The sequence below is a fragment of the Halomonas sp. CSM-2 genome (assembly GCF_002119345.1).
GTDB classification, from domain to species: Bacteria; Pseudomonadota; Gammaproteobacteria; order Pseudomonadales; family Halomonadaceae; genus Vreelandella; species Vreelandella janggokensis.
Genome location: NZ_NBYR01000025.1, coordinates 1 through 24434, shown reverse-complemented (window position 1 = coordinate 24434; position 24434 = coordinate 1). Strand labels below are relative to the sequence as shown.

The window sequence follows — 24434 nt, the reverse complement described above, 5'->3', positions numbered from 1 at the left end:
CTCACCGAAAGTGTGTAAGGTTATGAAGAATACACACGACCCACCCATAGCGACCGGAACCGTCAGGGCAAGCGCCTTCTTCGGCCCCCGTTTTCCATGCCCCTGCGCCTGGCGTCCAGTGATTTATTCATCATTGATACTAAAGTATAACGACTTTAGTTTAATTCATAAGCATGGCCTCATAGGTCGGGTCGCCGCTCGGCCGGTATGTTAGCTTACTGGTTTCATCGTCATTCACCCCAAGGAGCGCCGTATGCTAGACCGCTGGACCATGCCCCTGACCCATCGCCCACTTGAACGGCTCGCCCATCGGCTTACCGGGCGTGCCACGCCCGACCAGGTGACCTTTATCGCTTTCCTGATCGGCATCACTGCTCTGCCCTTGTTGGCATGGGAGCATTACGCGCTTGCCTTGGTGGCAGTATTGTTGAATCGCCTGGGAGATGGGCTGGATGGCGCCTTGGCTCGGGTGAGCGGCCAGACGAGCGAGGCAGGGGGGTTTCTGGATATCGGTCTGGATTTCGTTTTTTATTCAGCCGTCGTGTTGGGCTTTGCGTTGGCCAACCCGGCCGAGAATGCCCTGGCTGCCGCTTTCCTGCTGTTTACCTTTATCGGCACCGGCACGTCGTTTCTAGCGTTTGCGATTGCCGCCAAACAGCGCGGCGTCGAGCGGCCCGACTTTCCGACAAAAGCGTTTTACTACCTGGAAGGGCTCACCGAGGGCACCGAAACCTTTGTTGCGTTGGTGGTGTTTTGCCTGTTTCCTCAGCATTTCCCGCTACTCGCCAGTATTTTCGCGGTGGCCTGCCTGATCACCACCACCACACGGCTATGGGGCGGTTACCTCACCCTTAGGCGTGATGTTTAGACACAAAAAAACCCCCTCTCGGGGGCCTTCATGCATCTCACCGACGTCCTGTCGTTTGTATCCCTCCCGGATACCTTTCCATGGCATGTGCTGTATGACGTCCTGTCATTTGATTTCCTATCGGGCTTGCTGGCTTATCCGTAAGCCTGCCTTCCTGGCGAGCCAGACGATTCCTTGTCCTACACACCGGTAACCTTAGATGCTAACCGCCAACATTGCAAAGATTTGCATAATTTTTTTTACTGGGACGCGAACCATGGATGACACTACCAGGCTCATAACTCCAGCCCCCTTCATTGAAATATAAACCCATGTTATTTAAATAAATGCGGTAGAAAATTGAAGGCAATTGCTGTTCAGGAAGGTGAATCTGCAATAACCTTTCGTTTGCATATCCCAGGTTATCGCACGATGAGAAGCATTATAATAGGCTCCACCTCGTACAATATAGGTACAATATAATAAACATCGGCAGAGCCCGATATTGACGACCCCGCATTCACAAGGAGACGTGCTATGCAACGCGAACAGCGTATTGAGATTTCACAGGCCGGACTGCAACTCGCCATTCAGGAAATCAAGGACGACATGTTTGACACCCCCGCCTGCGATTACACCGTGGCCAAGCTGCTTAGCCACTGCGGCCGCTTTAACGAAGCCGAACAGTTAATCGACACCATGCTGTTGCGCTGGGGCTCATCCCCGGACGTGGTTGCGCTGGTTGAAAAGGGCTACGCCAATATCGACGCCATGAGCGTGCCCATTGCGACGCCCTCAAAAAGCGCCGCCTTAGCCTAGCGGGCTATCTTCCCTCGCCCACTGACGACGGAGCATCGCCTAGCAAGCAGTTTGACAGCCGCCTGTTCTTTATATAGAACGTTCTATAAAAGGAACATTTATAAAGCCAAGAGGCGGCGCTCCCATGGATTCACTTTCACTCAAGACCCTTGGCCACCATTTACAAAGACTCCGCCTTGAACGTGGCTGGTCGCTTTCGCAGCTAGCCAGCGAGGCAGGCATCGCCAAATCCAACCTGTGCCGCCTCGAACAAGGCAACGGCAACCCTACCCTGGACACGATCTGGCGCCTGGCCGTGCAGTTGAATGTGCCCTTCGGCACCTTGGTCGCGCCTATTTCCGTGCCGCTCGGCGAAGACGGCGTTCAGGTACGCCTGATCGATCAGGGCAAGGATTGCCCCCAGGTGGATGCCTACTGGATGCGCTGCGCACCCCATACATTGCGGCATGCTGAAGCCCATACAGCGGGCACGCGAGAATCCCTCACGCTGATCAGCGGCTGGCTGGAAGCCGGGCCTGAGGGTGGCACGACAACACTGACCCCCGGGTGCCATGTCACCTTTTGCGCTGATCAACCCCACCTCTACCGCACCCAATCAGCGGCGGCCACCCTGCTAATGACCATTACCTACGGCAAAGAAGGCGAAACACCATGAGCCAGATTGCCCAACATTCGCCCGCCCGAAGCGCGTTGCAGGGCGTTCGTGAAGCCATTCCGCTACTGGGCGGCTACATACCGGTGTCCCTTTCGTTTGGCTTGATTGCCACCCAGGCAGGCTTCAGCACCTGGGAAGCGGTCGTGATCTCGACGCTTATTTACGCTGGTGCTTCGCAGTTCCTGTTCGTGGGCATGGTGGCGGCGGGGTCTCCACTATGGCTCGTCGTAGCCATGACAATGCTGATTAACGTACGCCATGTGGTGTACGGCCCTAACCTGGCGGCGTTATTACCGCGCAGCCGCCACTGGCCCTGGCTGATGCACGGCCTGACCGATCAGGTGTTTGCGCTTGCCCTGACGCGCTTACCCCAGCTGCCTGACGCCAAACGGTTTAGCTGGTTTGTCGGCGCCTCGCTGCTGGCCTGGGGCACCTGGATCATCGGCACTGCCGTGGGCGCCACCGCCGGGGAAGCGTTTACCGCCCGCTGGCCGCTATTGGGCGAGATTATGCCCTTCGCGCTCCCCGCGCTGTTTCTTACCATGGTGGCGCCTCGCTTTACCGATAAACGCTGGGCAATGGCCATGGGGCTCACCATTCTGGCTGCGCTGGGTTTGACGCTGATCGGCTGGAGCAACGTGGCGATTCCGCTGGCGGCTGCCTGCGGCGCGCTATGCTTCTATACGGTCAAATTCGAAAAAAGGAGGCGTGACTCATGAGCACCGCGCTTTGGCTCGCCGTTGTAGTGTCGGCCTTGGGGACCCTGCTGATGCGGGTGGTGCCATTCATGTGGATGCAGCGCCGCCTGGATAGCGACACCGGTATGAATGCCATGCCCCAGTGGCTTGGCATTCTCGGTCCGCTGATGATTGCCGCCGTGCTAGGCGTTTCGATTGTGCCAGTGAGCCCTGGTCTCATTTCCTGGATCGCGACCGTCATCGGGCTTGGCGTCACGCTGTTGGTGTGGTGGCGATTACGCTCGCTGGGTTGGCCTGTTGCCGCTGGCGTCAGCGTGTTTGGCCTGGTGGAAATCGTGGCGGCGTTAGTGGGGTAAACCCTCGTCAAACCGCCGCCTACCACGCCGGGATCAATCGCTTTATCGCGTCACCAGTACGATGCCAATCAGGATAACGCCGCCGTCGGCAACAACAGCAGCACCGTCACACACAATTGATAGCTCAGAGTGAGCTCCACAGGCGCCTCGGAAAGCGAGGTCTTGCGGATCACTACCGTCGTCGCTGCCCAAGATAGCCCTGCCAGCAAACCCAGCCCATCGCCGATCAGAATATCGATGCTATAGGCACCGCTCGGCGCCATGGCAATCACCATGCCCAGAAACGCCAGGCCAACGCCCCACCACTGGTGGCCGACCGGCTCGCCAGCGGGGTGTTGGTGCGCCCATTTGCGGAACAGTATCCGCTCGCTTCTCCGTTCGCCTATGAACTGATTCTGCCTTCTGAAGGCGTTACGCCACCGGCGGTGGCACGTTTCATCGAATGGTTAGAGCAAGAAGCGGCTCGCTTTCGTGGCGCAGCACGTTAGGATTTTGCTTCGGCTTCACGTTTATAATCCTGAAACAAACCATACTGCCACTGCCTTACCGCCAGCACAGATGTGGTGCCAAACCGCTGGTGAATAGGCAGCCCGCTTTCTCGTTCACACAGGGAGTGGAACTCTTTAGCAAGACGCTGCATGGTCTGCTGCCATTCGGCATTACCCGCGGGGGATAGCAAGCCATTGAGTACGACCAGCTTTTCGCTGTCGCTATCAAAGCGAGAGCGGAAAAACTCGTTGGCGATGTACTGCTGGAAGAAACGCTGGATCGGCCCGTTCACCCGCCAGCGAAAATTAACGGCTAACCGCCGCCTGATACGGTTACCGGGGAGTAGCTCAATAAGCTGAAGCCGCTCAAGCTTGAGTAACTGCCTAGTACACTCCAGTTCGCTTAGCTGGTACTGGTGATGAATTTCGTCGAAGCTATAGCCATTGATAACGCAGACCGCTACCAGAAACAGCTCACGGTCATCGACGATACTTTGCTCCTGGGCCTGAGTCAGTTCCTGCAGACGCTGCTCCCCTGCCTGCATGGTCTGCACCAGTTCGACGAACTCAAGGTTAAGCTGATCACAGATGCACTCTAGCCGCGCCAAAGTAAAGTGCTTTTCAGCGAACAGGCGCTTCACCGAGGCCTCGCTCAGCCCCAACCACCGGGCAACATCGGCATAGGTTTTACCCTGAGCACGAAGCTGGCGTTTTAGCGTTTCAATCAGCGAATCGGCTTGGGACATAGACATCTCGTAAGCGGAATGAAGGCGCACCATACATAAAAAGTAGCAGATAATGATACCAACCAGCACTTATAACACAACTTTTCGCAAATTAGTTGCAACACGCAAGCCTTACTTAGAAAGTGCGAATACTTACAGGGACTTATAAGGCTACACAACCATGCACCGACTGCTGCAATTGAAAGGCGCTTTGCCCTACCTGATCGCCATCTTCCTCAATGCTTTTGTGGATCTGGGACACAAGATTGTCATTCAGAACACGATCTTCAAAAGTTACGACGGTGAAACACAGGTCGTCCTCACCGCGTTGGTCAACGGACTTATCCTGCTGCCCTTTATTTTGCTGTTTAGCCCGGCGGGGCACGTGGCAGACAGCTACCCCAAGGTGCGCATTCTGCGCACATCAGCCTGGGCTGCCGTTGTGGTTTCACTGGGCATCACCGCCGCTTACTATCAAGGCTGGTTCTGGCTGGCCTTTGCGATGACGCTACTGCTGGCGATCCAATCGGCTTTCTACTCCCCGGCCAAGTACGGCTTGGTAAAAGGGCTGTTCGGCAAGCCGCGCCTGGCAGAAGCCAACGGGTTGATCCAGGCCGTCACCATTGGGGCCATTCTGGCAGGCACCGTGGCGTTTACCGCACTGTTTGAAACCTGGATAACACCTACCGATCAAACGCCAGCGCAGCTGTTGCGCCAGATAGCGCCCCTGGGCTGGCTACTGGTACTCAATAGCGCTATTCAGGTGGCAACGCTTTACCGTCTTCCGCTTGATAGCACTTCACAATCTGATACTCCATTGACTTGGCAACGCTACATTAGGGGTGCTGCACTAAAAGATAACCTGCAGATTATCGTCCGCCAGCCCGTGATCAGGCTGTCCATTATCGGCCTGGCCACCTTCTGGTCGGTGGGCCAAGTGCTACTGGCGGCCTTTCCCGCCTATGCAAAAGACGCCCTCAGTATCGATAACACCCTGGTACTGCAAGGCATTCTGGCGGCTAGCGGTATCGGGATTGCGCTGGGCTCCATGCTTGCCAGCAAGCTTTCACATAACCGCATAGAAACGGGCTTGATTCCCGTCGGTGCTGTTGGGGTAGCCGTGTGGCTATGGTGCCTGCCGCTGTTCACCACGCCTGTTGGTCAAGCGCTGAACTTTGTGTTTATTGGCATGATGGGTGGACTGTTTATCGTACCGCTTAACGCGCTGATTCAGTTTCACGCCGCCGACAACGAGCTAGGCACCGTGCTGGCTGCCAACAACTGGATTCAAAACATCGCCATGCTGGGCTTTTTGGTGCTCACGGCGCTGTTCGCACTGGCAGGAGTAGACAGCCACTACCTGCTGTTGCTCATTGCCACGGTGGCGATGGTCGGCGGCGGTTACACCATTGTTAAGCTGCCCCAAAGCCTGGTGCGCTTCCTGTTGAGCTTCTTGATGACTCGTCGCTACCGGGTCGATGTGCATGGCTTGCAGAACCTGCCCGCCCAGGGAGGTGTGCTGCTACTGGGCAACCATATCAGTTGGGTGGATTGGGCCATGGTACAGATCGCCAGCCCCCGCCCCGTGCGCTTTGTCATGCTCAGATCGGTTTACCAGCGCTGGTACCTGCGCTGGTTCTTAAAATCCTTGGGCTGCATTCCCATCGAGCGTGGCAGCGGTGCCGAAAAGGCCCTGGCCGATGTTGCTGAACAACTCAACGCAGGCGAGGTGGTGTGCCTGTTTCCTGAAGGGGCGATCAGCCGCACTGGCCAGCTGGGTGAGTTCCGCCGGGGCTACGAGCGCGCCTGTAGAATGGCTAACCCCGACGTAAAAATCGTGCCTTTCTACCTGCGCGGCCTCTGGGGTAGCCAGTTTTCCCGCTCGTCCAGCAAGTTAAAGGAGCTGCGCAATGCGCCCCTGCACCGCTCGGTCGTGGTCGCCTTTGGCAAACCGCTGCCCAAAGATACCCCCGCGGATGTGCTGAAACGGCGTATTTTCGAGCAGGCGACCCGCTCCTGGCAGCAGGCCATGGACGACCTACCCACCCTGCCTAATGCCTGGATTCAAAGTGTTAAGCGTCGCCCTGGCGAACTTGCCTTGGCCGATACCCAGGGCCACCCACTCAACGCAAGCCAGGCACTCACCGCAAGCCTGCTCATGGCTAAACGGATTCGCAAACTCAACCCAGGACAGAACGTTGGCCTGCTGCTGCCCACCAGCAGTGCCGGGGTTATCGCCAATATGGCCACACTGCTGGCGGGTAAAACGCTGGTAAATCTCAATTATACCGCCGACCAGGAAGCATTGACGTCCGCCCTTTCCCAGGCGGAAATCACCACCGTATTCACCTCACGGCGATTTTTGAAGACGCTTGAGCAGCGCGGACTCGACGTTAGCCAATGGCTTGGTGAGCAGCAGGTGGTCTTTTTAGAAGACCTGCAGACCACGATTGGTCATGCCGAACGTTTGAGCACCTGGCTTGCGGTGAGAATACTGCCGACTTGGCTGCTACAGCGCTGCTTCTGCCACGGCCACGATGCCGACGCGACTGCCGCCATTCTGTTCTCCAGTGGCATCGAAGGCGAACCGAAGGGCGTGATGCTGAGCCACCGCAACCTGATGGCCAATATCAAACAAACCTCGGATGTACTCAACACCCAGAGCAACGACGTGGTAATGGGCTCACTGCCGCTGTTTCACGCCTTTGGCCTCACAGTGACCCAACTGCTGCCGTTGATTGAAGGGCTTCCGCTGGTATGCCATCCCGCCCCCACCGATGCTCCAGGTATCGCCGGCGCCATTGCCAAGTACCAAGTCAGCCTTATGTTTAGTATGCCCAGCTCGCTGCCGTTGTTTGTCGATAGCTCAGAGGTTTACCCGCCAATGCTGGATAGCTTGCGGGCGGTCGTCGTAGGGGCCGAGACGTTCGATGAGAGCGTACGCGCCAGCTTTGCTCAAAAATTCAGCACGCCTATCTACGAAGGCTATGGCGCGACTGAAACCGCACCGGTAGCATCGGTCAACCTGCCCGACGCCATGGGCGCTAACTACCAGCAGGTGCAACGCGGCAGCAAGCCAGGCACCGTGGGCATGCCACTGCCCGGCACCAGTTGCAAAATCGTTGACCCTGAAAGCTTTGCAGAACTGACTACCGGCGAGGCGGGCATGATATTGATCAGCGGGCCGCAGGTGATGAAAGGCTATCTTAGTGACCCGCAGCGCACAGACGCCGCCATCAAGGAGCTCGACGAACAGCGTTGGTTTGTCACCGGCGATGAAGGATTTATCGATGAAGATGGTTTTTTGACCTTGATTGCTCGTTAACCTTTCAGTCATTGAGCAATCGTGGTCAGGGTAAAATGATGCAAAGTGAGTTATAGATGTTTTGAAAAGAAACCCATCAGCAACTCGTAATGCCTATTCTGCCCAGCGCTGCTGGGTAGGTATATGACCCTCGTCTTCGTAGTAGTGCACTTCCGGGCTGCGACCGTGCTCACGCAGGCGTTTTTCCAGGCACTTGGTCATTTCAACCGACCACACCGCCGCTTGAGTAGCCATAAGGGAACGCCAAGAAGCCATGGGCGGCGAATAGTACCGCGTCCCGGTGGCTCCCCCCCACGCGCCTTCAGAACCATGCAGCAGCATGATGGCAGGAAAGGGTCCATCACCCGGCGGGCCGTAAGTAGCGCCCCAGTCGGGCAACTCGCGCTGCACGATGTTTAAAGGCATTTAGACTCCCTTCAGGCTTCCCTCATCCTCACCCCCGTCGCCTACCGTCGACGCTGATGCATTCTATTCCGACGGCTCCCCCTCAGCGTTATCCGCCTCCGAGGAGCTTTTAACTTTCGCCCCACGCGCAACATCCTGATGACTGATAACCACGACGTCTCTCGGCCACCATTCGGGATGATTATCGCGGATAAATGCCATGAGCTTTTCTCTTACGTTCATTTCCGCTGTCCACCCGGCCATGGGGTCAGAGGTCATTAAATAACAGGACACGGTTTGCGCCGTTGCCGTCTGGGCCGTCACATAACACAGCAGCTTGTGGTGCTCGATAACGCAGTCCTCTTCCTTTGCGAACTCCAGAAACTTGTCTCTGATCAGCCCGATATCCGCACTCAGGTGCAGGGTCAGTTCCACGTATCGGTACATCTTGATACTCTTGACCGAGAGATTCTGGAAAGGCTTGGACGTAAAGTAGGTAACAGGCACGATCAACCGCCGTTCGTCCCAGGTTCTCAAGCGGATGAAGGTATAAAAAATGCCTTCTACATAGCACCACTGGTCTTCAAAGATCACCAGATCACCAATGCGAATCGGCTTGGCAAACGATAATTGAAAAGACGCTAGAATATTGCCCAACACCGCCTGACCGGCAACACCCACCAGTACCGCCAGAACGCTGGCAGACGCCAGAATGGATAACCCCATGGATTCAAAAAGCTGTATCTGGCCGAGGACATAAATCGACACGCCGGTGACGGAAACCAGGATAATGATGCGGCGTAGCGCGTAGAGCGACGTCAGTAATTTGCGATCATCCTTGGGCTTGGTGTCATCAATTTCCCCTACCATGCGTCGGGTCATGCGCAGCATCAGGGTATCCACGAAACGCATCGCGATGGTGCCAGCCGCCCAAGCAAGAATACCAATGAGTAGAACACGAAAAGTGGTCGTCGCCACCGCCGAAAACGAGACGACGTAATTCAACAGCATTTGGGTGAATAGCGACATCACGATCAATGCCGTCGGCATACCAATCTGCTCGGCAAACATGCGGAAAGCGCCGGCGGGCAACCAGTTCGACATCAAACCGATCAAGCGATGGACCCCCCAGCCCACCATGCCCACGAACAACAAGAAAACCGGAATAGCGAGCCATTCCCACAGTCGCAATATGCCAAACGACGTCTGCAAGCGTTCAGGGATATATTGCTCCAGCATCGATGGCCCGAACTCTTCATACAGCACTGGAATATACGAGACGCTGATGGGCATGATCAGCCACATCGGTTCATCATCACCCACGCGATAGCGAGCAAGCCGGATATCATAGGTTTGCCCGTTAGCCCGTAATGATGCCAACTCCAGGTTACGCCGCGTTTCGCCAACAAGGGGGTTTTGGCCAGCGGGGTCTTCTATCACGGCGTCTTCTCGCCCCGACAGGTTATCGACGCTGATCCGTTCGCCACGCTTGAACACTTCCGCCAACTGTCGAGCCAGTTCCTGGCCTTTTTCGCGCTGCTCACTGTTGCTCAATTCCGACAGATTGAGTATGTGCGCCGCTTTTTCGTACTCCCCCTGTTCGGTGAGATCAAGAAAGCTTCGCATGGCTTCCCTTGGTGTGACGCGGTTGGCTTCTTCAGGTACTTCGCCAAGCCCCGTGTTGAGCGAATCAACGCTAAACCACCGACGGTTCTCGCTCTCTTCTCCTTGAGTTTGCGCCGCGCACAGGCTGGAAAAAGTGAAGGTCAGAACCAGCACTAGCCACGCGGGCCACGAGACGGTTGCTTTCATACTTACCTTATTGATTGAGATGGGCCACTTGTCTGCCGACGACAGGCCGGGAATGCGCCATTCCAGGCCTTCCTGGTCAGTGAAGTCAAGAGTACAGCCTACCTGGCTTTATGAAGCAAGGTGGAGTGCATCAATAACCTGCGGCGATGCAGGCGACTTGGACAAGGAAGTTGTTAACTTAGTCCACTCACCGCTCGCCTTCCGTTCCAATATCGCAACAATGATTCCCAAAAACCCCATCTACTGCGCCTTTTGTTCTAGCAGTATGATTTCTGCGTGACAACATATCTCTGCCAACAGGAGTACATGATGAAAAAACTGTTGCGTGTGACGAATGCGCCACGGGCTCATTGGGTAGGCGATGGATTTCCTGTTCGTTCGCTTTTTTCCTATGGTCAACGTTCAGAACAGCTGAGCCCTTTTCTGTTACTCGATTACGCGGGCCCTGCAAACTTTACGCCTGCAAAACGGCCTCGCGGCGTGGGGCAGCACCCGCACCGTGGGTTCGAAACGGTAACGATTGTTTACCAGGGTGAAGTGGCGCACCAAGACTCCACCGGTAAAGGGGGTGTCATCGGCCCCGGGGATGTGCAGTGGATGACCGCAGGCGCAGGCATTCTGCACGAAGAGTTTCATTCTCCGGCATTTACGCAGTCAGGCGGCTCGCTGGAAATGGTCCAGCTGTGGGTCAACCTGCCAGCAAAAGACAAAATGGCAGCCCCTGGCTACCAGGCTATTTTTAATGCTCAGATCCCTGTGATCGAATTGCCGGATCAAGCAGGCCAAGTACGCGTTATTGCCGGTGAGCACCTTGACCATGCAGGGCCTGCGCGCACTTACTCCCCCATGAACGTCTGGGACGTTCAGTTAAAAGGCGGCAAAGTCGCCACGCTGAACCAACCCACCGGTTGGACGACGCTTCTGGTGGTACTGCATGGCACCGTACAGGTCAATGGCGAACAGGTAGTTCGGGAAGCACAGGTTGTCGAACTCTCAAGGGAAGGAGAAGCAATGAGCATCGAAGCCAATAACGACACCTCTTTTCTGCTGCTCAGTGGTGAGCCGCTGAATGAGCCAGTCGTAGGTCACGGACCTTTTGTCATGAACAGCGAGCATGAAATCATTGCGGCAATCGATGATTTCAACTCTGGACGTTTTGGAAAGATGCCCGCCTGAAGCTCACTTTTGAGCTAACCCGCTAGCTGCCTTGGGCAGCTAGCTTTTGGTTTTATGTTCCAGGCTGCCCTGGGAAAGGAATAAATTCCGCATCATCGCCCTGGGGAAGGCGAAAGCGACCATGCTCAAAATCCGCTTCTACCCAAGCCTGCTTGGCAGCCTCCAGTTTTTCACGGGAAGAGGCGACGAAATTCCAAGAGATATACCGTGGCCCATTCAGGGTTTCGCCTCCCAGTAACATCAACCGAGAACCCGCTTTTCCTGCCACCACTGTTATCGGGTCGCCCGGTCGGAAGACCATCATGCGGCCAGCCTCAAAGGTCTCGCCTGCGATAAGGACACTGCCGGACATCACATAAATACCTCGATCTTCATGATTATCCGGTAACGGTAGCTTTGCGCCTGGCTGCAATATCGCATCCGCATAAAACATTTCGGAGAAGGTCTCTACCGGCGCCCGTTCTCCCCATGCCGTGCCCAAAATCAGGCGCACTTCCTTGCCCTCGCCTTTAAGTATCGGCAGCGCTTCCTCGCTGTGATGCTCAAAGCTGGCTGGCTTGTCTTCATGCGTCTCAGGGAGCGCTACCCAGGTCTGAACACCTAATAGCGGGTGTTTGTGCTGGCGAGTGATCGCACTGGTGCGCTCAGAGTGGGTGACCCCATTGCCCGCCACCATCCAATTAACCGCGCCAGGACGAATCATTTGGTCAGTACCCAGGCTATCGCGATGCTGGAACGCCCCCTGATACAGGTACGTCACCGTGGCAAGCCCAATATGCGGATGGGGGCGAACATCAATGCCTTCACCCTTCAGAAATTCAACGGGCCCCATCTGATCAAAAAAGATGAAAGGTCCCACCATCTGGCGTTTAGGAGCAGGAAGCGCACGGCGCACCTCGAAACCACCCAGGTCCCGAGCACGGGGAACAATCAGTGTCTCGATATCATTCACGCTACCGGCGGATGGGCATTTGGGCTCTAAATCAGGCATCCAGCTCATAGGGTTTTCCTCCAGCAGTGAGAGGCAGACAACGATGTCGTGTGCCTGGTTGTATGAGGCAGTCAACTGCCAGTACTCGCTTCTATTAAGTTAATCCATATCAGCGAAACATCCATGGGGCGACCAGACGGACGACGCGAGGCATCACCACATAGATCACCAGCCCTACCACGCTGGCCGCGACGATACCGTGCCTGATCCCCCACGCACTCAGCCAGGGGAGCAGTGCAAAGAGCGGTGTCAAAAGAACAGGAACCAGAAGGGTAAGCGGCCAGATAACCGAGGTGGTCACGAGCCACTGTTTCCAGCGCACAGGCTGCTTGTTGGTGGGCGCACTAGGTGGCGAAAACCAGTAGTCGATACCGCTCTGAATCTCGATTACCTCCTCTTCCCGAAAAGCAGGTAACGCATCATTGATCAGTGCTTTTCGCTCGGCAGACTCAAGCCATCTTCCTGCATCGGCATGGGAGGCAAACCTTAGCGCGATTTCATAGTCATTGTGCCCCTCAGCAGGGCGCAAAATATGCACGCCTAGATGCCCCGGATACTGAGCGGCCACATAAATAATTCTTTTTAACCATGACTCGTACTCGGCCCGGGCATCGGACTTTACACGATGGCATATCTTCAGTGTGATCGCCCTCGACTCGCTAGGTGGAGCTGCAAGAGATTCAGAGATCATTGTGATCTTCCATCACCAATGGACACGCGGTGGGTGCCATCCTGAAAAGCCATGACGGAGGCGCACTCGCCCCCGTCATGGGTACGATTTACTTGCTGGTCAGCGTGCTGTAACTATTCATTAAATTACGGTAGTCAGGTAGGTGGTTGGCAAACAGCGTGCCGAGACCTTCTACATCATTGCGCCAATCGCGATGCAGCTCACAGGCTGCGCCAAACCATGTCATCAGTTGTGCGCCTGCAGTGGACATACGATCCCAGGCGGCATCACGAGTGAGCTCATTAAAGGTGCCCGAAGCATCGGTAATCACGAAGACGTCAAATTCCTCTTCAAGAGCAGAGAGCGCCGGGAAAGCCACACACACTTCGGTTACCACACCGGCGATGATCAACTGCTTTTTGCCCGTTGCTTTTATGGCGCTAACGAAATCCTCGTTATCCCAGGCATTGATCTGCCCAGGACGTGCGATGTAGGGAGCGTCTGGAAACATCGCTTTCAGTTCGGGCACCAGAGGGCCATTGGGACCGTCTTCAAAACTCGTGGTGAGAATGGTGGGCAGTCCAAAATATTTAGCCAGATCCGCCAGCGCTAATACGTTATTTTTAAAACGATCCGGATCAATGTCACGTACTAGCGACAGCAACCCGGTTTGGTGATCTACCAACAGAACAGCGGCATTTTCTTTATCAAGACGAACATAGGGCTTGGCCATGATGTACTCCTTTTTATCTACAAGGCTGAGTGAGCAGTGGCTAATGAAGTGCCAACATGCGTTTCCACATGCTTTATAGAGTGTAGTATTCCGCTTATTCGAGGATTAGATAAAGAAATTAGGACACAGCGTTGCATAGGGAGAACACACATGACGGCCCCCAACCTTAACGATCTGTATTACTTTGTGAAGGTCGTCGACCACGGTGGTTTTTCGCCAGCGGGGCGTGCCTTAGGCATCGCAAAATCCAAGCTGAGCAGGCGCGTGGGCGAACTAGAAAATCAGTTGCAAGTTCGCCTGATGCACCGCTCGACCCGCCACCTGACGCTTACCGATATTGGCCACCGTTATTACCAGCACTGCAAGGCGATGCTGGTGGAAGCGGAAGCCGCCCAGCAGTTCATTGAAGAGAGCAAGCAGGCCCCTTGCGGCGTTATCCGTATAAGCTGCCCCACCGGGCTGTTGAGCTTTCACGTGAGTGCCATGCTGGCGGACTTCATGACCCTTTACCCCGAGGTAGAGGTTCATCTCGAAGGCACCAATCGGCGCATTGACCCGCTCGTGGAAGGCGTGGATATCGCTCTGCGTGCCCGCCCCCTCCCCCTGGAAGACAGCGACCTGATTCTTAAAGTGCTGTCGGATCGCGGTCAGTGCCTGGTGGCAAGTCCGACACTGCTTGAGGAGTATGGTGTCCCCTCTACCCCCGAGATGCTCGCCAACCTGCCCAGTTTAAGCCGGGCACGGCCGGAAGAACCGCATGTTTGGTGCTTGAAGCGTGACGGTGACGAGCGTGTGGTGGAACATTCACCACGCTTTATTACCACCGACATGACCGCGCTCTATAAAGCGGCTTTAGCTGGTGTCGGCGTGGTGCAACTGCCTAGCTTGATGCTGGGAGATTCGCTCAGGTCAAAAACGTTGGTGCAAGTAGTGCCCGAGTGGGAACCACGGCGGGAAGTCATTCATGCGGTTTACCCATCGCGACGCGGCTTACTGCCTTCGGTCAGAGCGTTGCTGGATTTTCTTGCCGAACGCTATGCCGCGCTTGGTTCTGAATACTGACATGGGAGATTACCGAGCCGATGCTCCCAGCATATTAAGCTCACTATCATGGAGAGCAACCAGTAAGGGTTCGCCATCTTCATTGACACGAAAACGGCCGTAACGGGCAGGCTCGTAGCGTTCAGCATGACCTTCCTGGAAAAAGAAGGCATCAGTGGCAAAGCGCACTCGGCCAGTGCGAATCCGATAGCGCAGCTGCTGTTCGTCGTCGGCTAAAGAGGTGCCATCATCCAGGCGCTGGAAGCGAGCGATACGCTGTTCATCCAAGCGCACAACCACATAACCATTGCTGGCTTGCTGTGAGTCCTCAGCCTCAGCTTGACCAAGCGCGCTTTGAATGCGGTTACTGAGGGCGAAGTCGAGGGCCATATAGTCACCCTGCATCAGTGAACGCGGGTCGACGGGCGCCAGCTCAAGGTAAACGATGTCACCCTCGGCCAGGTGGCGCTCTTTCTCCCAAATTGCCCAGTTGACCACCGCAAGAATCAGCAAGGTGGTCACAATAATGACAACGCGGCTCCACTTGGCACTAAGCATCATGACCTGGGCTCCCGCGGTGTGATGGCGCCATGCCACACACGCAGTGACTTGCGCAGCACCCAACGCAGCACGAAGGACAGTACCCCTATCACTAACAGCGTTAATGCCTTGATGAGTAGCGTCGTATCCAGCCAGTAGTAATAGCTGCCCATCCCCACCAGCAGCGACAGCACACCTAGCCCCATCAGTAGGCGATGACCTATGGCAACCCCCAGCAACATCACCACGACACCTTGCACAACCATTGGTACGTATAGAGACATCAAGAGCAACGCGGCAACCCCTACAAAGACGCTCCAATGCCGCGGTTGCGTTTTGAAAACCCTTTGCAGCAGCAGTGCCAGCGTCAGCGCTAATACGAGGGTATTCAACCACGGCGCCAACCACCCTCCGGTGCCTGTACTGTGACTTTCAAATTGAACCAATAACGGCTGCCCGACATGCGCGACTCCCTGCAATACCAGCAGGCCCACCAAGAGGCCATAGCCCCAGGCCTGGACACTTCTGATATGCCTGGGCCAGCGAAACTCATTCAGCCAGAACAGCGTAAGCGCCAACAGCACCAGCCCGCTCGCGGCTTGGTCCAAAGCACTCATCGCCAAGGCCATATACAGCGCCAAGCTGGCGGCAAAGGCAGAAAAGCTTCGATGAACCAGACTCGGCATGACCAGCGCCAGCACGACCTGCAAACCCAACAGTGGCCACCAGAGATAAGCAGACGTTTCCCAGACCATCACCCATGCCCAAGCCACTAACAGTTGGCCGACCAAACTCACTGCCAGCGCCAAGTGTTCAAGCACATCACTGCGAGCCGCACGTAATAATGCAAACGCGGCAACGATCATGGCGATTCCCAGCCCCATCGACGCCTTCGAACTTTCCACCACCGACATAGCCCCCAGGCCGATAAAGCCAAGCAGGAACAACGCCGCCAGCCAACCGGAAAATGCCTGCAACAGGCGTACAAACCAAGGCACTTCCGGGGATGCTGCTGTGTCGTGCTCGTTTAACGGGATACCCGCCTGATCCAACCGGATGATTAGAGGTGTCGTTTCGCGCGTCATTGGGTAACCTCCAAGTGTAAACGCTTCAACCACACCACGGTCCTAGCCCCCAGTGCTAACACCACAAGCGCAAGCATCAGCATACTGCCCGCCTGCCACTCGTCCTTCCCTATCAAGAACCTGGCCATCAGTAACGTCACGACACTAATCACCGATACACAGCCCCCCGCCACCAACAGTAAATCGGGGCGCCAGAGGCGATACATGCTATACAGGGCCAACAACCACAGCGGGTAAACCACTAGCGTCGGTGCAAAAGACGCCGAATTGACGATCCATGTCATCATCAGGAACGTGACAGTCACCCCACTTCCCAGCGCCAATAAGCGTATACCCCAACGACTCGAGCGCCAGCCCCGGCGCTGTAGCCCCCACTCCCACACAGCAAGTGCGCAAGTATTGAGCGCAAATAGCCACCAGAAAATGGCATCACTGCTGATAAACCAAATATCCAGCGCCCCGCCCCACGTATCGAAATAAAGCCAAAGCGAGACGTTAAGCAGCCCGAGCCACAACACCCAGAGCACTTCAAAACGCGCCACCCAAACCCAGGGCAGCGTAAGCACCGCCCAAGCAAAGAACAATTGCCATGGGTCAGCGCCGGTTTGATACACCTGACCCAAAAACGCCAAGAGCACCCCGACCAGCAGGCACGCTGCCATTATCGCAACCCTAAAGATCAACCGCCGAGTAGTGCCCCAAACGGCAACCCCGGCTGCCAACACCAGCGCCACCTGCACCAGTGCAAAACGCGGCCAGCGGCCCATCTCTGCCCAGTTATACGCGATGAAAAACAGCACTGCGAAAGCCAGCGCCAGCCCGCCTAGCCATAACAGCAGCCGATCAATCAACACAGCCCAGGCCCGGGAGGAAGGAGATAATTCGGCAACGTCCACCGCGCGCGCCACCTGCTCGGGCGGTAGTGTTCCCTGTTCAATTAACGACACCAGTTCACGGCGTTTTGAAGCCATGGTTTTCCTTGTCAGTCGGTCAGAGCAATAAGGTTTTGAAACTGTCTACTAAATAGGATGACCGAGCCAGCGTTCATCGTTACACCCGCTCGGCAAGAAAAAGATCACCTGCAACTTGTTTTTATAAGCTTTTACATACAAGTTGTGTAGAACCCTTCATCCAATTCAGCGTCGAATGCGTATGCTTTAAGACGATGCTGATGTTATAGCGAACCCAGCCACCCTCTGTCGACGGCTTACCCCCACAGGAGGCATCCAATGCTTATAAAGATTGCCAAACCGAGTGACTTGCACGAATCCGATGTCACGCCCGAGTCTATCTACCTATCCCGACGGCGCTTTATGGGCGGCATGGCAGGCCTGGGGGCAGGGCTCGCGCTCTCTGGTGGTGCCCAGGCCGCCGCCGACGACTATTCGGACGTTCCCGAAGGCGATGCCCCCGGTTGGCTGAAAGAAAAGATCAGCGACGCCAAGTGGGATGCCATCAGCCCAAGCGACCCTGAAAAGGACAAGCTCGCGCCCTTTGATGACGCTAGCCAATACAATAACTTTTTTGAATTCGGCACCGACAAGGGCGACCCTGCCCGCCATGCGGGTAGCCTGGAAACCCAGCCGTGGAGCGTGGTGGTCGACGGTGAGGTGAACAACGGCGGACGTTTTGCGCTTGAGGACCTGGTCAAACCGTCGCTGTTTGAAGAACGCATTTACCGCCTGCGCTGCGTCGAAGCGTGGTCGATGGTGATTCCCTGGCTGGGCATCCCGCTGGCCGAAATCATCAAGCGCGCCGATCCCACCAGCAAAGCCAAGTACGTACGTTTTGAAACCCTGGTCGACCCGGAGCAGATGCGCGGTCAGCGTTCATCCTTCTCGATCATCGAATGGCCCTACGTGGAAGGCCTGCGCCTGGACGAAGCCATGCACCCATTGACGATAATGGCCATGGGCATGTATGGCCGCGAACTGCCCAACCAGAACGGCGCCCCCTTGCGGCTGGTGGTTCCCTGGAAGTACGGCTTCAAGAGCATCAAGTCGATTGTGCGCATCTCGCTGGTCGAAGAACAACCGGTCAACTCCTGGCAGAAGATTGCCTCGGATGAGTACGGCTTTTACGCCAACGTTAACCCCAATGTGGACCATCCCCGCTGGAGCCAGGCAACCGAGCGCCGCCTACCCAACACCCTGTTCAATTCCAATACCATCGACACCCGGATGTTCAACGGCTACGAAGATGAAGTCGCCGAGCTCTATGCGGGCATGGACTTGAGGAAGCACTACTGATGGCAACGCAGCGCAAATGGTTGGCCTGGCGGGTGGCAGTGTTTCTCGCTGCACTCGCGCCGCTGATAGTCTGGAGTTGGCAGGTGGCGAACAACGCCGCTGGCCCGGAGCCAGGGCGCTACCTGCTGCTCAACATCGGGATTGGCGGGCTTTGGATGCTGCTGTTTACCCTCAGCCTGACGCCGCTAACAAAGCTAACCCGCTGGAAAGGCTTCGCGCTGATCCGGCGCCAGCTGGGTTTGTGGACGCTCGCCTACGCCACCCTGCATATGCTCAGTTACGCGCTGTTTATTCTGGGGCTTAACTGGGCGCTGCTGGGCAGCGAAATCGTCAAGCGCCCGTATATTATCGTCGGCATGATCGCGCTGATCGGCCTGGCCGTACTCGGGGCAACGTCCAACAAATGGTCGATGCGTCGCCTGGGCAAACGCTGGAAGCCGCTGCACAAATTTTCCTACGCTATCTTGGGCCTCGTTCTGCTGCACTTTTTCTGGGTGGTACGCGCCGATATGGGCGAATGGGCAATGTATGCGGCCATTGGCGCGCTCGTCATGGCCACCCGTCTGCCCCCTGTCTCCCGCACGCTGCCCAAACTACGCCACCGGTTGGGTCGAGCGTAGGTAGCACAACGCAATGCATCTGATGATTGGCGTCTAGCCGTTATGCCGTTCACTCCAGTTTAGTGAAACGCAATTGAGCAATCCGCGAAGGCGGTAAGAACGAATCTGACCGGGCGTTTTCCCAGTAGTGCTCAAAGACTGTGTGATGGCAGTTCCCGGTCAGCAACTCGTTAGGCTTCAAGAACGTGAAAAGCTGATCGTAGGATTGAATCTCATTTTCTGACACCCGCCGGATAATGTGCTCTGGGCCCAGCTCACTGGTATGACCAAGCCCGGCGGCGGCGAGCATCTCTGCCAACGCTCTTAGGGTGTTGCGGTGGTAGTGATAGACCCGTTCAGACTTATCGGCGACATCCAAATGCTGCCCCCGCTTCGGGTCCTGGGTTGCCACCCCGCTGGGGCATTTATCGGTATGGCAGTTGAGCGCCTGAATACACCCCAGTGAAAACATGAAGCCTCGACCGGCGTTGCACCAATCGGCTCCCAGGGCGATAGTGCGGGCAATATGAAAACCGGACATAATCTTGCCCGCCGCTCCAATGCGAATTTCGTCACGCAGCCCAGCACCCACCAGCGTATTGTGAACCAGAGTCAGCGCCTCGGTTAGCGGTACCCCGAGCCGATTGATAAATTCCAGCGGCGCTGCCCCTGTGCCGCCCTCGCCTCCGTCAACCACAATAAAATCCGGCCGCTCGCCGGTTTCAAGCATGGCTTTGACAATGGCAAACCACTCCCATGGATGGCCAATCGCCAGCTTGAAGCCCACCGGTTTACCTTCGGAAAGCTCACGCAGGCGGGCGATAAAATGCATTAACGCCAGCGGCGTTGAAAACGCCGTATGGGCGGCGGGTGAGACAACATCCTCGCCTATCGGTACGCCCCGCGCCTCAGCGATTTCAGCAGTCACCTTGGCGCCTGGCAGAATGCCTCCATGACCGGGCTTTGCCCCCTGGGAAAGCTTGATCTCTATCATCTTCACCTGATCGTCGCAGGCATTCGCCGCAAAGCGCTCCTCGCTGAAGGTTCCATCGTCGTTACGGCAGCCGAAGTAGCCCGAGCCTATCTCCCACACCAAATCACCACCGTGCTTGCGATGGTAGCGGGAGATCGATCCCTCACCGGTATCGTGATAAAAGCCACCCTTGTGCGCTCCGGCATTAAGCGCCTCAATCGCATTGGCCGACAGCGAACCAAAACTCATCGCCGAAACATTGAACACACTGGTGGAATAGGGCTTACGGCAGCGGCTGCCGCCCACCTGCACACGAAAATCGTGATCGTCGATAGTGCTGGGTTGAAGGGAATGATTGATCCATTCATGGCCCGGCTGATACATGTCCAACAACGAGCCAAACGGCTTCTTGTCGCTTTCATTCTTGGCACGCTGATAGACCACCGCCCGCTGTTCCCGCGAGAAAGGCCGCGCGTCCAAGTCCGACTGGATAAAATACTGCCGAACCTCCGGGCCTATCGACTCAAGGATATAGCGCAGGTGGGCCAGGATGGGGTAATTACGGCTAACGGTACGCCGACGCTGACGTAAATCGTGGACCCCAAGCGCCGACAGCAGGCCGAAGACCACCACGCCCCACAGCCACATCATTGAAAACATCAGCCCAATCAGCGAGATCGCCAACAGCAACAAACAGGCAATAAAGGTGGCATGTCGGAGAGGAATGCGGGTAAGCCCCCGGGGGTTGATCATAAGCGTACAAACTCCGTTTGAGTCGTTTCACACCACATGGCGAAACCGCCTAGCATAACGCAGAGAGTGCACGATCGACCAAGCCGCTTTTACCCCATGACGGGCGCATGCTGCGCCATCAACTCGACGACCCAATCGATGAACACACGCAGCTTGGCACTGACGTGTCGATTGGGTGGAAAGGCGATGTACATTGGCATCGGCTCCAGGTGCCAATCATCAAACAAACGTACCAACTCGCCGCAAGATACGTGATCCCTAGCCATATAATCAGGCAACCAAATAACGCCGAGCCCCGCCAGGCCCGCGGCAAGCCCAGCATTGCCATCGTCGACCGAGATCACATAGCGCCCCTGCACGGTGACACGCTCTGAGTTGCGGTGCAGGGCATAGGGAAAGGCAGAGCCTGTGCGTGCCCATCTGAAACCGACAATGTAGTGAGGCGGGAGCGACAGTTCTTGGGGGTGCGAAGGAACACCTGCCCGTTTTAGATAGTTTGGTGCAGCGTAAACACCCAGCGTCAGATCACCCACGCGACGTGCCATCAAAGATAAATCGGTAAGCTCTCCGCCCCGCACCACACAGTCCACGCTTTCATCGATTAAATCCACCATGCGATCACTGACGCCCATATCGATTTGAATATCGGGATATTGAGCGTGAAAAGCAGGTAAGGCAGGAATCAGGATCATGCGAGCGAAAGGGCTGGGCACATCTACTCTCAGTCGGCCACGAGGCAACACCGAGGCGTTGGACAGGCTGGTTTCGGCATCATCCATATCAGCCAGCAGCTTGATGACGCGCTCGTAGTAGGCGGCACCGTCCGCCGTGACGTTAACCTTGCGGGTGGTGCGATTGAGCAGCTTGACGCGCAGGCGCGCTTCCAGTTGTTGCACGAGCTGCGTCACGCTGGTCTTGCTCATGTGAAGTGTGTCAGCCGCCTTGGTAAAGCTACCCGTCTCCACCACCCGAGCAAAGGCCTGCATTGCATTGAAACGATCCATGGTTGCGACAAGCACCTCGTGATTGTTTGAAAACTACAAACAATGTTGAACAGAATCCCCCGTTTATCCACCACAAAGGCAGGCCTAAAGTGATATCACCGTAACTCACCGGTCGACTTCGACCACTGAAGGAGATTCACATGGCTAAGCGAGACGTCGTTTTTCCCCAGGGCCGCCAGGCGCTTTATGAGCAGAACACCTATTCCGCCGCCGTCCGCTCGGGCGACTTTCTGTTTGTGTCGGGCCAGGTCGGCAGTCGTGAAGACGGCTCCCCCGAGCCGGACTTTGCATCTCAGGTGCAGCTTGCCTTCGACAATCTACACAGTGTCTTTGAAGCAGCGGGGGCAAGCTTCGACGATATCGTCGATGTGACGAGCTTCCATACCGACCCGGAAGCCCAATTCCCTATCTGGTTGGAAGCCAAGGCGCGCGCGTTTCCGGAAAAACCCTACCCGAACTGGACCGCGGTCGGCGTGACGTGGCTGGCGGGGTTCGACTTTGAAATCAAGGTCATTGCCAAGCTACCCGAGTAAACACCCTGATAACTCAAGCGCCTACTCATCTCGGCTGAGCAGCGCTTCTACTGGCGGCCCCGATAGTTTTCTGCAAGCGCAGCGCGTCACGCTTTGGTGGCATCTTGAAAAGGCGACCGTATTCGCGAGTGAACTGAGAGACACTCTCGTACCCGACTTCAAAGGCGGCATTGCTCGCGGTCACACCTTCGTCAAGCATCAGGCGGCGTGCTTCGATCAAGCGCAGCCGCTGCTGGTATTGGCCCGGCGTTAGCGACGTCATGTGTTTGAAATGCTTGTGAAACGAGCTAAGACTCATGCCTGCCTCAGTCGCCAACTGTTCCACCGGCACACGTGACGTGTAGTTGGCTCTGAGAATCTCGATAGCGGCCGCGAGGCGGCTTGCGTAGCTATCCGGATCGGCAATCTCACGCAGTGCATTGCCGTGAGGCCCCGAGAGCAGCCAATAATGCAGCTCCTGCATGATGCCGGGACGCAGAAGCGGCGCGGAATCGGGGCGATCCAGCAGTTTTATCAGCCGTGATGCGCAGTCAATCAACTCGGCTTCAGTGTTTTCGGCGAATAGCGTCTGCATCTCGGATGGGCGCTGGGTGCGGGTGCTGCCCATATGCGCGGTAAGCTCGCGCAATATTCTTCTATCCAGGTCAATCGCAACGGCCAGGTAGGGCTCGTCCTGACTGGCTTGGATAATCCGTCCGACGACCGGCATATCCGCGCTCACGACCACCGACTCCCCACCAGCGACCACTCGGGTCTGGTGCCCGACCGTCATCCGCTTTGCCCCCTGTAACACCAGGCAAACCAGCGGTTTGTAGACCGATTGCAAATCACCGGCGGGGGTTTCGACGCACATCATGCTAAGCCCGGGCACTGAGGTGAACACCAAGCCATCGTGATTGGCGTGGTGCTTGGCATAGACTTGAACCGCCTGTTTGAGTGAATTCATCTGCTTTCCTCTCGCCGCCTGTTGATCAACGTTAGCATCCATCGACAGGAAACTCGCTGCACTTACAGGATTAGGCAAGTTTTGCGCATGGGCTGGCAAGCCCCGCCGTCACTGAATGATTAACACTGGGGCAGCTCGGCGATCACACCCACGCCGAAGGCATTCGTCATACCGAGTTATTCAGAAATGGAGGCGTTAACCATGAAAACATCAGGCAATACCATGCTCATTACCGGCGGTGGTTCCGGGATTGGCCGCGAACTAGCCTTGCGATTCAACGCGCTGGGCAACACTGTGATCGTCGCCGGGCGGCGCATGGAGCCGCTAGAGGAAACCATTGCAGGCCAGCATGACATGCACGCAATGGCCCTCGATGTCGAAGACCCAACGGCCATTACCACCTTTGCGGAGCGCGTCGTCGCCGAGCATCCCAGGCTCAACGTTTTGATCAACAATGCGGGCATCATGCGCCGCGAGGACTTGACCAGCACCCATGACCTCATTGATGCCGAACAGACGATCGTCACCAATCTGCTCGGCCCGATCCGACTGACCAATGCCCTGACCGACCACCTGGTCAACCAACCGGACGCCGCCATCGTGAATGTCTCCTCAGGGCTGGCGTTTGTGCCGTTAAGCGGCACGCCTACCTACAACGCCACCAAGGCAGCCATCCATTCCTATACGATCTCGCTCCGCGAGCAGCTCAAGGGCAAGGTTGAACTCATCGAGCTGGCCCCACCTGCGGTACAGACGGAGCTGACACCTGGGCAGTCGACCCGCGAAGGCTATATGCCGCTTAATGACTATATGGAAGAGGTCATGACACTGTTTCAAAAGCAACCCACGCCCAAGGAAATCCTGGTGGAGAACGTAAAATTCCTGCGTTGGGCGGAGCGCGACGGACACTTCGATCAGGCGGTCGAGATGCTCAGTAAAATCCTGAATCCGTGAGACCGGCCCCCGGAAGCACTTCTAACCCACTGACCTGCATGGCAATATAGCCATTATCGCCATTCACCCAGACAGTGC

The 24434-nt window shown here is 56.2% G+C and carries 26 protein-coding genes; 13 read left to right on the top strand and 13 right to left on the bottom strand.

Features of this window, described 5'->3' with window-relative positions:
• Positions 1-253 precede the first annotated feature (253 nt).
• The 5 genes from B7L15_RS17560 (at position 254) to B7L15_RS17540 (ending at position 3375) form a co-directional block, all read left to right on the top strand.
• A complete protein-coding gene (locus B7L15_RS17560) occupies positions 254-868 on the top strand; it encodes a CDP-alcohol phosphatidyltransferase family protein (protein WP_085920207.1) in 615 nt (204 codons plus the stop codon).
• Positions 869-1384: 516 nt separating this feature from the next.
• A complete protein-coding gene (locus B7L15_RS17555; RefSeq protein ID WP_085920206.1) occupies positions 1385-1666 on the top strand; it encodes a hypothetical protein in 282 nt (93 codons plus the stop codon).
• Positions 1667-1790: 124 nt separating this feature from the next.
• On the top strand, positions 1791-2321 hold the full coding sequence (locus B7L15_RS17550) for a helix-turn-helix domain-containing protein (protein ID WP_085920205.1): 531 nt from the start codon (positions 1791-1793) through the stop codon (positions 2319-2321).
• Entirely contained in the window at positions 2318-3040 is a 723-nt protein-coding gene (locus B7L15_RS17545; protein WP_085920204.1) for an AzlC family ABC transporter permease, read from the top strand. Before B7L15_RS17550 ends, B7L15_RS17545 begins: the two co-directional genes overlap by 4 nt.
• Positions 3037-3375, top strand: a complete 339-nt coding sequence (locus tag B7L15_RS17540) for an AzlD domain-containing protein (RefSeq protein WP_085920203.1) — start codon at positions 3037-3039, stop codon at positions 3373-3375. Before B7L15_RS17545 ends, B7L15_RS17540 begins: the two co-directional genes overlap by 4 nt.
• A 68-nt stretch (positions 3376-3443) precedes the next feature.
• On the opposite strand, the gene B7L15_RS17535 is transcribed toward B7L15_RS17540, so the two are convergent.
• The gene (locus tag B7L15_RS17535; RefSeq protein ID WP_254902977.1) at positions 3444-3650 is read right to left on the bottom strand and encodes a hypothetical protein; all 207 of its coding nucleotides are present in this window, start codon (positions 3648-3650) and stop codon (positions 3444-3446) included.
• A 63-nt stretch (positions 3651-3713) separates the two neighbouring features.
• Here B7L15_RS17535 and B7L15_RS17530 point away from each other — a divergent pair, with 63 nt between their 5' ends.
• On the top strand, positions 3714-3863 hold the full coding sequence (locus B7L15_RS17530; RefSeq protein ID WP_233337359.1) for a hypothetical protein: 150 nt from the start codon (positions 3714-3716) through the stop codon (positions 3861-3863).
• Here the strand turns inward: B7L15_RS17530 and B7L15_RS17525 are convergent.
• Complete coding sequence (locus B7L15_RS17525) at positions 3860-4609, bottom strand: helix-turn-helix domain-containing protein (protein WP_085920202.1); 750 nt, start codon at positions 4607-4609, stop codon at positions 3860-3862. The genes B7L15_RS17530 and B7L15_RS17525 overlap by 4 nt on opposite strands.
• Before the next feature lie 160 nt (positions 4610-4769).
• Between B7L15_RS17525 and B7L15_RS17520 the strand changes: the two genes are divergently transcribed.
• The gene (locus B7L15_RS17520) at positions 4770-7913 is read left to right on the top strand and encodes an acyl-[ACP]--phospholipid O-acyltransferase (protein WP_085920201.1); all 3144 of its coding nucleotides are present in this window, start codon (positions 4770-4772) and stop codon (positions 7911-7913) included.
• A gap of 93 nt (positions 7914-8006) precedes the next feature.
• Here B7L15_RS17520 and B7L15_RS17515 read toward each other — a convergent pair whose 3' ends face one another.
• On the bottom strand, positions 8007-8318 hold the full coding sequence (locus tag B7L15_RS17515; RefSeq protein ID WP_254902976.1) for a hypothetical protein: 312 nt from the start codon (positions 8316-8318) through the stop codon (positions 8007-8009).
• Positions 8319-8381: 63 nt separating this feature from the next.
• Positions 8382-10109 (bottom strand): mechanosensitive ion channel family protein, encoded by a 1728-nt coding sequence (locus B7L15_RS17510; protein ID WP_085920200.1) that lies wholly within the window; start codon positions 10107-10109, stop codon positions 8382-8384.
• Between the two features lie 309 nt (positions 10110-10418).
• On the opposite strand from B7L15_RS17510, the gene B7L15_RS17505 reads away from it, so the two are divergent.
• Entirely contained in the window at positions 10419-11285 is an 867-nt protein-coding gene (locus B7L15_RS17505; RefSeq protein WP_085920199.1) for a pirin family protein, read from the top strand.
• A 52-nt stretch (positions 11286-11337) separates the two neighbouring features.
• On the opposite strand, the gene B7L15_RS17500 is transcribed toward B7L15_RS17505, so the two are convergent.
• The 3 genes from B7L15_RS17500 to ycaC form a co-directional block, all read right to left on the bottom strand.
• Positions 11338-12285: a pirin family protein gene (locus B7L15_RS17500; RefSeq protein WP_085920198.1), complete on the bottom strand. Its 948-nt coding sequence runs from the start codon at positions 12283-12285 to the stop codon at positions 11338-11340.
• Positions 12286-12385: 100 nt separating this feature from the next.
• A complete protein-coding gene (locus tag B7L15_RS17495; RefSeq protein WP_085920197.1) occupies positions 12386-12967 on the bottom strand; it encodes an antibiotic biosynthesis monooxygenase in 582 nt (193 codons plus the stop codon).
• 88 nt (positions 12968-13055) lie between these two features.
• Positions 13056-13679, bottom strand: a complete 624-nt coding sequence (ycaC, locus tag B7L15_RS17490) for an isochorismate family cysteine hydrolase YcaC (protein WP_085920196.1) — start codon at positions 13677-13679, stop codon at positions 13056-13058.
• Between the two features lie 150 nt (positions 13680-13829).
• Here ycaC and B7L15_RS17485 point away from each other — a divergent pair, with 150 nt between their 5' ends.
• The gene (locus B7L15_RS17485; protein WP_085920195.1) at positions 13830-14741 is read left to right on the top strand and encodes a LysR family transcriptional regulator; all 912 of its coding nucleotides are present in this window, start codon (positions 13830-13832) and stop codon (positions 14739-14741) included.
• 9 nt (positions 14742-14750) lie between these two features.
• Here B7L15_RS17485 and B7L15_RS17480 read toward each other — a convergent pair whose 3' ends face one another.
• The 3 genes from B7L15_RS17480 to B7L15_RS17470 are packed head-to-tail and all read right to left on the bottom strand — an operon-like array spanning position 14751 to position 17316.
• A complete protein-coding gene (locus B7L15_RS17480; RefSeq protein ID WP_085920194.1) occupies positions 14751-15281 on the bottom strand; it encodes a GDYXXLXY domain-containing protein in 531 nt (176 codons plus the stop codon).
• Entirely contained in the window at positions 15278-16345 is a 1068-nt protein-coding gene (locus B7L15_RS17475; RefSeq protein WP_085920193.1) for a DUF4401 domain-containing protein, read from the bottom strand. The genes B7L15_RS17480 and B7L15_RS17475 overlap by 4 nt, the downstream gene beginning before the upstream one ends.
• Positions 16342-17316, bottom strand: a complete 975-nt coding sequence (locus tag B7L15_RS17470) for a DUF2157 domain-containing protein (protein WP_085920192.1) — start codon at positions 17314-17316, stop codon at positions 16342-16344. Before B7L15_RS17470 ends, B7L15_RS17475 begins: the two co-directional genes overlap by 4 nt.
• A gap of 258 nt (positions 17317-17574) precedes the next feature.
• Here B7L15_RS17470 and msrP point away from each other — a divergent pair, with 258 nt between their 5' ends.
• Positions 17575-18594, top strand: coding sequence for a protein-methionine-sulfoxide reductase catalytic subunit MsrP (gene msrP, locus B7L15_RS17465; protein WP_085920191.1), 1020 nt, complete (start codon positions 17575-17577; stop codon positions 18592-18594).
• Positions 18594-19214: a protein-methionine-sulfoxide reductase heme-binding subunit MsrQ gene (msrQ, locus tag B7L15_RS17460; protein WP_085920190.1), complete on the top strand. Its 621-nt coding sequence runs from the start codon at positions 18594-18596 to the stop codon at positions 19212-19214. The genes msrP and msrQ overlap by 1 nt, the downstream gene beginning before the upstream one ends.
• Before the next feature lie 49 nt (positions 19215-19263).
• On the opposite strand, the gene B7L15_RS17455 is transcribed toward msrQ, so the two are convergent.
• Entirely contained in the window at positions 19264-20919 is a 1656-nt protein-coding gene (locus tag B7L15_RS17455) for an FMN-binding glutamate synthase family protein (protein ID WP_085920189.1), read from the bottom strand.
• A gap of 89 nt (positions 20920-21008) precedes the next feature.
• The gene (locus tag B7L15_RS17450) at positions 21009-21923 is read right to left on the bottom strand and encodes a LysR family transcriptional regulator (RefSeq protein WP_085920188.1); all 915 of its coding nucleotides are present in this window, start codon (positions 21921-21923) and stop codon (positions 21009-21011) included.
• Positions 21924-22063: 140 nt separating this feature from the next.
• On the opposite strand from B7L15_RS17450, the gene B7L15_RS17445 reads away from it, so the two are divergent.
• A complete protein-coding gene (locus B7L15_RS17445; protein ID WP_085920187.1) occupies positions 22064-22456 on the top strand; it encodes a RidA family protein in 393 nt (130 codons plus the stop codon).
• Positions 22457-22481: 25 nt separating this feature from the next.
• Here B7L15_RS17445 and B7L15_RS17440 read toward each other — a convergent pair whose 3' ends face one another.
• On the bottom strand, positions 22482-23402 hold the full coding sequence (locus B7L15_RS17440) for an AraC family transcriptional regulator (RefSeq protein WP_085920186.1): 921 nt from the start codon (positions 23400-23402) through the stop codon (positions 22482-22484).
• Between the two features lie 201 nt (positions 23403-23603).
• Here B7L15_RS17440 and B7L15_RS17435 point away from each other — a divergent pair, with 201 nt between their 5' ends.
• Positions 23604-24356, top strand: a complete 753-nt coding sequence (locus tag B7L15_RS17435; protein ID WP_085920185.1) for an SDR family oxidoreductase — start codon at positions 23604-23606, stop codon at positions 24354-24356.
• Positions 24357-24434: the final 78 nt, after the last annotated feature.